The 9,802-nt window shown below is 75.6% G+C and carries 9 protein-coding genes; 2 read left to right on the top strand and 7 right to left on the bottom strand.

The window, feature by feature from the left end; translation table 11 throughout:
* On the top strand, window positions 1–1,007 hold a 1,007-nt coding region (locus tag F1544_RS01865; protein ID WP_167581288.1), incomplete at its 5' end, for an MFS transporter.
* A gap of 19 nt (window positions 1,008–1,026) precedes the next feature.
* Here F1544_RS01865 and F1544_RS01860 read toward each other — a convergent pair.
* The 7 genes from F1544_RS01860 to F1544_RS01830 form a co-directional block, all read right to left on the bottom strand.
* The gene (locus tag F1544_RS01860; protein ID WP_167581286.1) at window positions 1,027–1,692 is read right to left on the bottom strand and encodes an SPFH domain-containing protein; all 666 of its coding nucleotides are present in this window, start codon (window positions 1,690–1,692) and stop codon (window positions 1,027–1,029) included.
* 323 nt (window positions 1,693–2,015) lie between these two features.
* Complete coding sequence (locus F1544_RS01855; protein ID WP_167581434.1) at window positions 2,016–2,963, bottom strand: DHH family phosphoesterase; 948 nt, start codon at window positions 2,961–2,963, stop codon at window positions 2,016–2,018.
* 153 nt (window positions 2,964–3,116) lie between these two features.
* Entirely contained in the window at window positions 3,117–5,165 is a 2,049-nt protein-coding gene (locus tag F1544_RS01850; RefSeq protein ID WP_167581284.1) for an alkaline phosphatase, read from the bottom strand.
* Between the two features lie 212 nt (window positions 5,166–5,377).
* Window positions 5,378–6,040, bottom strand: a complete 663-nt coding sequence (locus tag F1544_RS01845) for a GntR family transcriptional regulator (RefSeq protein WP_208971057.1) — start codon at window positions 6,038–6,040, stop codon at window positions 5,378–5,380.
* 89 nt (window positions 6,041–6,129) lie between these two features.
* Window positions 6,130–6,552: an RbsD/FucU family protein gene (locus F1544_RS01840; RefSeq protein ID WP_167581282.1), complete on the bottom strand. Its 423-nt coding sequence runs from the start codon at window positions 6,550–6,552 to the stop codon at window positions 6,130–6,132.
* Window positions 6,543–7,481: an amidohydrolase family protein gene (locus tag F1544_RS01835; RefSeq protein WP_208971056.1), complete on the bottom strand. Its 939-nt coding sequence runs from the start codon at window positions 7,479–7,481 to the stop codon at window positions 6,543–6,545. Before F1544_RS01835 ends, F1544_RS01840 begins: the two co-directional genes overlap by 10 nt.
* Window positions 7,471–8,790 carry an L-fuconate dehydratase gene (locus tag F1544_RS01830; RefSeq protein WP_167581280.1) on the bottom strand — a complete coding sequence of 440 codons (1,320 nt, stop codon included), beginning with the start codon at window positions 8,788–8,790 and terminating at the stop codon, window positions 7,471–7,473. The genes F1544_RS01835 and F1544_RS01830 overlap by 11 nt, the downstream gene beginning before the upstream one ends.
* A gap of 243 nt (window positions 8,791–9,033) precedes the next feature.
* Here F1544_RS01830 and F1544_RS01825 point away from each other — a divergent pair, with 243 nt between their 5' ends.
* Window positions 9,034–9,786 carry a FadR/GntR family transcriptional regulator gene (locus F1544_RS01825; RefSeq protein ID WP_208971055.1) on the top strand — a complete coding sequence of 251 codons (753 nt, stop codon included), beginning with the start codon at window positions 9,034–9,036 and terminating at the stop codon, window positions 9,784–9,786.
* The last annotated feature ends 16 nt before the right edge of the window (window positions 9,787–9,802 follow it).

The following is a 9,802-nucleotide window of genomic DNA, read 5'->3' as shown; positions in this document are numbered from 1 at the left end:
CGGGCGCGCTGGTCGCCCGGGTCGGCGAGCGCCGCGCGATGCTCGCCGCGGGCGCCACGAGCGCGGTCGCCCTGGCCGCGGCCGGGCTGGCCCCGTCCGTGCTCCTGCTGGCGTGCGCCGTGGTGGTCGTGGGCCTCGGCTCGGCCGTGTGGGCGCTCGCCCGGCAGTCCTACCTGACCGCGGCCGCCCCGCCGCACCTGCGGGCCCGCGCCCTCTCCACCCTCGGCGGGGTCGGGCGCATCGGTGCGTTCGCGGGCCCCTTCGCGGGGGCCGCCGGCAGCCACCTGGGCGGGACCCGCGGCGCCTACGCGGTGGCCGTCGTCGCCGTGGCGCTCGCGGCCGGGGCGCTGCTCGCCCTGCCCGAACCGGCCGCCGTGGACCACGACGTCGTCCCCGGCCCGGCCCCCACGCTGCGCACCGTGGTGCGCGAGCACCGGCGGGTCCTGCTGACCCTGGGGGTGGCGGCCCTGACGGTGCAGGCGGTCCGGCAGTCGCGCCAGACCGTGCTGCCGCTGTGGTGCGAGCACCTGGGCCTGGACGCGACCGCCACCAGCCTCGTCGCCGGGGTGTCGGGCGCCGTGGACATGCTGCTCTTCTACCCGGCCGGCTCGGTCATGGACCGCTTCGGGCGCCGGGCCGTCGCGGTGCCGTCGCTGCTGGTGCTCGCGGCCGCGCACGCCGTGCTGCCGCTGGCCCAGTCCCTCGGCGCCGTCCTCGCGGTGGGCGTCCTCATGGGCTTCGGCAACGGCATGGGCGCGGGCCTCGTCATGACCCTCGGCGCGGACGCGTCCCCGCCGGGCGGGCGGGCGGTGTTCCTCGGCGCGTGGCGGCTCGTGACCGACGCCGGGGTCGCGGCGGGTCCGCTGCTCGTGGGGGCGCTCGCCGCGGCCGCCTCGCTCGCCGCGGCGTCGGGCGGGGTGGCGCTGCTGGCGGTGGCCGGCGCGGCGGGGCTGCTGCGCTTCGTCCCCCGCCGCGCCGGACCGCACGACCCGCGACCGTCCTCCTGACCGGCTGCCGCGCAGACGCTCAGGCGGCCGGGCCGCCGACGTGCAGGACGACCTGACCGCCGTGCTCGACGGCGGTCTGGACCGTGCGCAGCTGCAGCAGCGCCGGGTTCTCCGCCAAGGCCCGGGTGCCGTTGGCGAGGGCCCGCAGCGCCGCCGTCTCGCCGCGCGCCCGCTCGAGGCGGGCCGCGCTCTCGAGCCGGGCGACCGCCGTCTCCAGCAGGGCCCGGCGGACCTCGCCGGGGACGCCGAGGTCGCGCAGCGACACCTCGAGCACCTCGGTGCCCAGGCGCAGCGCGGCGGCCGCGACCACCGGGGTCAGGGCCGCGGTCGCGTCGGCGCGCTGCGCGAGCACGTCGGCGAGGGGCCGGGCCGCGATCCAGTCGCGGGCCGCGAGCTGGGCGGCGAGGCGCAGCTCGTCGCCCGGGGCCGTCGACACCTGCAGGTGCGCGACGGGGTCGGTGACGCGCGAGCGGACGACGACGGAGAACCGGACGCCCGGGACGTCGGCGGCCGCGGCCTCCTGCCCCGCGAGGAGCAGGACCTGCTCGCGCACGTCGACCGTCGTGGTGGTGCGCCGGTGCCGGCGTCCGGGCAGCCGGTGCCGGCCGGCGGCCAGGACGGCGACGACGGAGCCGTCGACGCCGACCACGAGCCGCGTGCCCTCGGACACGGTGGCGGAAGCCATCAGGGGTCACCCTCCTCGTGCGCTGCGGAACGCCCCGGGCGGCAGCGGAGACGACCGCCACCACCCCACCGGGCGGACGGGGACCACCGCTGGTGCGTGGTGGCCCGCTGGTCCGTCCCGGTGTGCGCGGGTGGCGGCGGCCGTCGGAGAGGGAGTCGAACCCCAGCGTCCGCAGCGCTGTGCCGGTGAGGCGTCGCTCCCGCCGATGCGCGGGACGCGGCCGGCGACGCCGGTGCGCCGCTGGCGGGAGCGGTCCCGAGCATGACCGGCCGGCGGCCCGTCACGCCAGCGGGTTTCCTCCGTCCGGGCGCAGGGGACCCCGCTCAGCGCGGGGTGCGCAGCGCCTCGACGACCGCCGTGAGCGTCTCCTCGGCCTGCAGGTGCGGGACCTGGCAGGTCCCGGCGGCCAGGTGCCCGCCGCCGCCGTAGCCCAGGCACACCGCGCCCACGTCGACGGGGGAGGTGCGGTCGACGATGGACTTGCCGATGGCCAGCACGGTGTTCTGCTTCGCCTTGCCCCACAGCACGTGCACCGACACGCGGGCCTCGGGGTAGAGCGCGTAGACGAGGAACCGGTTGCCGGCGTGGATGACCTCCTCCTCGCGCAGGTCGAGGACGACGACGTCGCCGTGCACCGTGGTGACGCGCTGCAGCTGGGCGCGGAACAGCTCGGCCTGGGCGCGGTACAGCTCGACGCGCTCGGCGACGTCGGGCAGGGCGAGGATCTCCTCGACGTCCTGGTGCTCGGCGCACGCCTCGATGAGCTGCATCATCAGCTGGTAGTTCGAGATGCGGAAGTCGCGGAACCGGCCGAGGCCCGTGCGGCTGTCCATGAGGAAGTTCAGCAGCGTCCAGCCGGTCGGCTCCAGGACCTCGGAGACGTCGTAGGCCGCGGAGTCCGCCTGGTCCACCGCGCGCATGAGCTCGTCGGACACCTTCGGGAAGGCCGCGGCGCCGCCGTAGTGGTCGAAGACGACGCGGGCGGCCGACGGGGCGTCGCCGATGATGACGTGGTTCGCGGCCGTCCCACCGGTGCGGAGCGTCTCGGAGTGGTGGTGGTCGAAGACCAGGTGGGCCTGCGGCGCGTACGGCAGGTTCGTGAGGATGTCGCGGTCGGTGATCTCGACCGTCCCGTCCTGGACGTCCTTGGGGTGCACGAAGGAGATCTCGTCGATCAGGCCGAGCTGGCGCAGCAGGACGGCGCAGACCAGGCCGTCGAAGTCGCTGCGCGTGACCAGGCGGTGCGTCGCGGGGGCGTCCAGGGGCGTCATGACAGCGTTCACCCCGGTCCCATCGGCGAGCGGGGCCCCACTCCTGAGCCCTCGAGGGTGCCGTCCTGACGTGGACGTGCCCGGGAGCGCGGCGGCGCTCCCGGGCACGTCCCGGTCGGGATCCCTCAGGCGGGGTCCCTCAGGCGGGACCCGTCAGGCGGAGGCGGGGGCGGCGGCCGGTGCGGCCGCGGTGCCCTCGAGCGCCGTCAGGTCCATCTGCGCGACGCCCGCCGCGCGGAACTGCGGGACGCGCAGCTGGATCGCGTCCATGATCGCGTGGAACACCTGCGTGTTGTCCAGCACGCCGCCGAAGCCGGCGGACCCCGGGCCCGAGGCCACGAGCGCGACGTCCTCGACGGTGTGCACGCAGTTGGTCTCGTCCAGCGGCAGGTTGCCGATCTGGACGACGGAACCCGGGTCGCGCTTCGGGTTCACCACGGCGAGGCCGGTGGTGGCGTCCGCGAGGGCGGGCTGCGCCAGCACGGTGTTGTGCACGAAGTCGTCGGCGTGGTCGGGGTGGTTGGACCAGCCGAAGAACAGCTGCACGTCGGGGTTCGGGTCGTCGGGGAACCCGTCGCCGTTGCTGTCGACGTAGGTCGGGAACCCGGCGTCGGCGTAGACCCCGTTGGCCTCGCGGGCCGGGTCGTCGGTCTTCCGGCGGTCGTGCGTGCCGGCGATGCTCATGGCGTGGTTGTGGTCGGCGGTGACGACGATCAGGGTGTCGCCGCGCTTCGCCGCCCACGCCTTGGCCGCGCCCACGGCCTGGTCGAACTCGATGGTGTCGTACAGGGCGCGGGGCCCGTCGAGCGGGTGCTCGGACTTGTCGATCGAGGCGCCCTCGACCATGAGGAAGAACGGCTCGTCCTTGGCCTCGAGGACCTTCAGCGCCGCCTTCGTCATCTCCACCAGACCCGGCTGGTCGGGGAAGTCGCCCAGGACCTCGGGGTTCGGGGTCACCTGGCGGTCCAGGTACACGTTGAGGTTGCCGGTGTGGAACGACCCCAGCAGCTTCTCGGGGGTCCCCTTCGCCAGCACGGCCTCGAGCTCGGTGCGGGTGCCCGCGTAGGAGAACCCCTGCGCCTTGAACTCCTGCACCAGGTCGCGCTCGTCCTTGCGCTTGGAACCCTTGACCGACTTCGGCAGCAGGGTGGCGCGGCCACCGCCGAGGATCACGTCGGCCTGCTGCTCGGGCCGCAGCGCCTGGTCCATGATGTCGACGTAGGAGGAGCGCAGCCGGGTGTGGGCGAAGACGCCCGCGGGGGTCGCGTCCTGGATCTCCGCGGTGGTGACGATGCCGATCGCCATGCCGGCGGCGCGCTTGAGGATCTCCGCCATCGTCTCGACGTGCGGGTGCTTCGCCGGGTCGGGGTCGTTGCCCGCGTAGACGCCGAGCGCGTTGACGGCGGACTTGTGGCCCGTCATGTAGGCGGACATCGAGTTCGCCGAGTCGGTGGCGATCGAGTCGGACCCGGAGGTCGTGACGATCGCGCGGTGGTCCATGCGGTCCATCTCGAGGAGCCCGTCGTACTTGCCCTCGGTGATGCCCTTGGACAGGATCCGCGCGCCCGTGATGGCGGCCTGGCCCATGCCGTCGCCCAGGAAGAAGATGACGTTGCGGGCCTTCTTGCCCTTGGCCTTCGCGACGACGACCTCGTGCGCCACCGAGGCCTTGGCCGTCCCGCGGGCGGAGCTCACCTCGGCGGAGATGGTGAACGTCCCGGCCTCGGGGTAGGCGAGCCCGGGGTAGGTGACCTCGACGCTGGTGGGGGTGGTGCTGGTGCGCAGGGGCGCCGGGCTCAGCAGCGGCACCGGGCCGTGCTTGCCCGCGACGCGCAGCAGGATCCGCGTGGTCTCGGGGTCGACGCCCGTGGCCTCGATGCGCAGGTCGAACTTCGCGCCGGCCTGGAACTTCGCGCGGGCGATGGGGAGGATCCGCACCGCGGTGGTCGTGGTCGCCGTCGCGGCGGCGTTGACGATCCGGCGGCCGGTGAAGGCGTGGGGGTCGCGGTGGTTCAGGACGCTGACGGCCGGGGCGGTGACCGTCGGCGCGGCGGACGCGGACCGCAGCCCGGAACCCCAGACGACGGCGGTGGCCAGGCCGCCGAGGCCCGTGCCCAGGACGCCGCGGCGGGAGAAGCCCCGCCCCTTGGTCGCGTCGCGGGTCTCGTCGCGGCCCTCGTCAGGGCGTCGTTCGTTGCTCACGTGTCTACCTCTCGCTGGTCCGCTGGCCCGGCGCGGCCCCGGCGGGGCGGGCGCGGGCCCTGCTGCGGCACAGGCTGGCAGCGCCGTCGGCCCAGCGGGACAACGGTGGGCGAGCGCCCGGCCACGATCCGGGGTCCTCCCGGTGAACGCGACCGGGAGGACCGGTGAGCGGTGGGTCGAGCGGCGGACCAGGCGGTGGATCAGGCGGTGGATCAGGCGCCCGCGGAGCCCACGCGCCCCTCGGCGTGGCGGCCGAACGCGGCCGCCGCTGCGTCGGCGTCCCCGGCGGCGAGGACGGCCACCAGGTCCTCGTGCCAGCCCACCGCCTCGACCAGGCGCCCGACGCTGAACGGGTCGCCCAGCACCTGCAGGACGTACAGGCTCGACTCCAGCTGCGACCACGCGCGCAGCAGGAACGGGTTCCCGCCGAGCTCCACGACCGCGCGGTGGAAGGCGAGGTCCGCCTCGCGCACGGCGACCGGGTCGTCGCGGCGGGCGGCCCGGTCCATCTCGGCGACGACGGCCGCCAGGCGGTCCCGGGCCGCCGGGTCGAACGCCTCGACGGCCTCCCGCGCGGCCAGCTCCTCCAGCGCCACCCGCACGCGCCGCGCCGCGCGGGCGTCCTCGGCGGAGACCTCCGCGACCGTGCTGCCCCGGCGCGCGACGGAGTTCACGAGGCCCTCGTGGTGCAGCTGGCGGATCGCCTCGCGCACCGGGGCCTGGCTCACGCCGAGGCGGCGGGCGATCTCGGACTCGACCAGCCGCTCGCCCGGGGCGAGCTCCCCGGCGACGATCGAGGCGCGCAGCCGGCGGTGCACCTGCTCCGAGAGCAGCCCGGAGGAGGGGTCCACGGGTGGGGCAGCGTTCCCGGACACGGGTTCCCTCGACCTCCTCGGCGTTCCCCGGCGCGGCGGCGGGGAGCCCACCCACCGTACCGAGCCGGCCCCCGCCCCGGCGGGGCCGCTCAGCCGAGCCGGCGGACGCCGATGGTGAGCAGCAGGTTCGCGTACTGCCGGACGTCGGCCGTGACCACGGCGACGGCCAGGTCACCGGCCCGCGCCTGGTCGTAGAAGGCGAAGCGGTCCACCTCCTCCAGCGGCACGGCGCCGAGCGCGCGCCGGTGCGCCCCGAGCGCCTCGGGCTCCGGGTCGCCCACCGGGGGGACCATGACGGTCGCGGCCTCCACGGGCACGGCGCGCAGCAGGACGTCCAGCACGGTCGAGACGTCCAGCAGCCCGGGCGCCAGGTTCAGGTGCACCACCTCGGCGTGCGGGCCGACGGCCGTGCTCGCGGGGTAGTGCCCGTCCGCCAGGAGGATCCGCCCGCCGTGGCCGGCGCCGGCCAGCGCGGACAGCAGACCCGGGTGCAGGAGTTCGGTCAGGAGCACGGGACCTCCGCGGTCGTGGGGGTGGTGGGGGTGCGGGCGCGCAGCCCGTAGGTGCGCACCGCGGTGGCGCGGAGCACGTCGTCGAGCTCGCCGGGGGAAAGGCCCGCGAGCAGCCGGCCGGCCGCCGCGGCCCAGCGCGCCCAGCCGCCCGCGGCGACGCAGACGGGCCAGTCGGAGCCGAACGCCACGCGCGCGGGGCCGAAGGCGTCGAGGACCACCTCGGCGGCCGGGCGCAGCACCTCGTCGTCCCAGTGCTGCGGATCGGCCTCGCTGACCAGGCCGGACAGCTTGCAGTGCACCTGCTCCGAGGCCGCCAGGGCGCGCAGGTCGCGCTCCCAGCCGCCCAGGGAGGTCTCGCGCAGCGCGGGCTTGCCGGCGTGGTCGAGCACCAGCGGGACGTGCGGAGCGAGGCGGGCGAGCTCCGCGGCGGCGGCCAGCTGGTGGGGGCGGACGAGGACGTCGTAGCGCAGGCCGCGCGCCGCGACCTCGTCGAGGCCGCGGCGCACGTCGTCGCGCAGCAGCCAGCGGGGGTCGGCCTCGCCCTGCACCAGGTGCCGGACGCCGACGAGCAGGTCGCCGCCCGGCAGGGCGGCCAGGCGGTCGAGCTCGTCGCCCACGCCCGGGGCGGTGAGGTCGGCCCAGCCGACGACCCCGAGGACGAGGTCGTCGCCGGCCGCGGTGGCCAGCAGCTCCTCCGTCTCCCCCGTCGAGGGCAGGCACTGCACGACGACCGTGCCGCCCACGGGACGGCCCAGCACCCCGCCTGCGGCGTCCACGCGCAGGTCGGCGGTCGAGAACGACCGCCGCAGCACCTCCAGGCCGGGTTCGGCGAGCCACCCCTGGTCGCGGACGGCGAGGTCCCAGAGGTGGTGGTGGGCGTCCACCACCACCCCGGGGGCGAGGGGCCCCGCCCCCGCGTCAGGCGCCACGCGCCGACCAGACCGGCCCGTCGGGGTAGGAGTACTCGTCGAGCGACTTCTCGTGCATCTGCGCGCTCAGCCCGGGGCTGGTCGGCGCCAGGTAGTGGCCGTCCTTGATGCGCACGGGTTCGAGGAAGTGCTCGTGCAGGTGGTCGACGAACTCGACGACGCGGTCCTCCGTCGTCCCCGAGACGGCCACGAAGTCGAACATCGACAGGTGCTGGACCATCTCGCAGAGGCCCACGCCCCCGGCGTGCGGGCACACGGGGACGCCGAACTTGGCGGCCAGCAGCAGGATCGCGATGTTCTCGTTGATCCCCGCGACCCGGGCCGAGTCGATCTGCACGACGTCGACGGCCTGCGCCTGCAGGAGCTGCTTGAACACGACGCGGTTGGCGACGTGCTCGCCCGTGGCCACCTTGACCGGGGCGATCTCGCGGCGGATCGCGGCGTGGCCGAGGATGTCGTCCGGCGACGTGGGCTCCTCGATCCAGTACGGGTCGTAGGGCGCGAGCCGCTTCATCCACGCGACGGCCGGGGCCACGTCCCAGCGCTGGTTCGCGTCCACGGCGATGCGGATGTCCGGCCCGACCGCCTCGCGGGCCAGCCGCAGGCGGCGGACGTCGTCCTCGACGTCGGCGCCGACCTTGAGCTTGATCTGGGTGAACCCCTCCGCGACGGCCTCGCGGGCCAGGCGCTGCAGCTTCTCGTCGGAGTAGCCGAGCCAACCCGGGCTCGTCGTGTAGGCCGGGTAGCCCTTGCGGCGCAGCAGCTCCGCGCGCTCGGCCCGCCCCGGTTCCGCCCGGCGCAGGATCTCCAGGGCCTCCTCGGGGGTGAGGGCGTCGCTCAGCCAGCGGAAATCGACGACCGCGACGAGCTCCTCGGGCGTGAGGTCGGACAGGAACTGCCAGACCGGCTTGCCGGCCCGCTTGGCGGCCAGGTCCCACGCCGCGTTCACGACGGCCCCGATCGCCATGTGCATGGCGCCCTTCTCGGGCCCGAGCCAGCGCAGCTGCGGGTCGTGCACCAGCCGGCGCGAGAACCCGCCCAGGTCGCCGCACACGTCCGCGAGGTCGAGGCCGACGACGAAGCCGGCCAGCGAGGCGATCGCCGCGGCCTGCACGTCGTTGCCGCGGCCGGTGGTGAACGCGAGGGCGTGGCCCTCGTGGCCGTCGCCCGCGTCGGTGCGCAGGACGACGTAGGCCGCCGAGTAGTCGGGTTCGGGGTTCATGGCGTCGGAACCGTCGAGGTGCTCGGACGTCGGGAAGCGGACGTCACGGACCTCCAGCGCGGTGATCCGTGTGCCTGGTGCGTGCATGGGGTGACTCCTGGGGGACCGGGGTGGCGCACGACGGTGGGCGCGGACGGTGCGGCGGGCGCCCGCGGTCGGGTCGCCGCAGCGCACCTCACGCTAACGGGGCAGACATCTGCTGTCTATCGGCGGCCCCCCTCCGCTGCCTACGATGGCGGAGGTGCCGGGGCCCGGGGACTCCTCCGGGGCGGTGCCGCGGTGCCGCGCCGGCAGGCCGGGTTCCGCACCAGGACGAGCCGGGGAGGCGACGTGGCGGCACCGCTGATCGACGCGGCGATCGAGAACATCCGGCAGCTCATCGCCTCCGGGGCGCTGCGACCGGGGGAGCGGCTGCCGTCGGAGGGCGACCTCAGCCAGCAGCTCGGGGTCTCGCGCAGCAGCACCCGCGAAGCCGTCCGCGCGCTCGTCTCGGCGCGCGTGCTCGACGTCCGCCGCGGCGACGGCACGTTCGTCACGAGCCTCACGCCGGAACTCCTGCTCGAGGGCATCGGCGTCGCCGTGGAACTCATGCAGGAGGACGCGGTCCTGCAGCTCGTCGAGACGCGCCGGGTCATCGAGCCGCAGGTCACGGCGCTGGCGGCCGCCCGGGCGAGCGCCGAGCAGCTGGCGGAGATCCACCACCACCTGACCCTGATGCGCTCGGCGACGGACTACCAGGAGCTCGTCACGCACGACAACGACTTCCACGCGAGCGTCGCGCACGCGGCCGGCAACCCGACCCTGGCGGCGATCCTCATCGGCATCTCCAGCCCGACGGTGCGCACCCGGGTCTGGCGGGGTCTCGTCGACACCGACGCGGACCAGCAGACCGTCGCGGAGCACGCCGCCATCTACGACGCGATCGCCGCGCACGACACCGCGATGGCCGCCGCGGCCGCCCTCGTCCACGTCGGCACGACCGAGGCCTGGGTGCGCCGCGTCGCCGGGGCGGCCGAGGAGGAGGAGGCCGCCGAGGTCAGCCTGGTCCCGGACGTGGCCGCGGGGGCGACCGCCGCGTCCTGACCGCGGACCGTCCTGG

This window comes from Kineococcus rubinsiae, assembly GCF_011839805.1.
GTDB classification, from domain to species: Bacteria; Actinomycetota; Actinomycetes; order Actinomycetales; family Kineococcaceae; genus Kineococcus; species Kineococcus rubinsiae.
The sequence above is the reverse complement of the archived record's forward strand: the minus strand, read 5'-3'. Positions and strand labels throughout refer to the sequence as shown.

Excerpts from the sequence above, each read along its gene's own strand:
- F1544_RS01855 (WP_167581434.1), bottom strand. The coding sequence starts at position 2,963 with ATGACGCCCCTGGACGCCCCCGCGACGCACCGCCTGGTCACGCGCAGC.
- F1544_RS01860 (WP_167581286.1), bottom strand. The coding sequence starts at position 1,692 with ATGGCTTCCGCCACCGTGTCCGAGGGCACGCGGCTCGTGGTCGGCGTC.
- F1544_RS01830 (WP_167581280.1), bottom strand. The coding sequence starts at position 8,790 with ATGCACGCACCAGGCACACGGATCACCGCGCTGGAGGTCCGTGACGTC.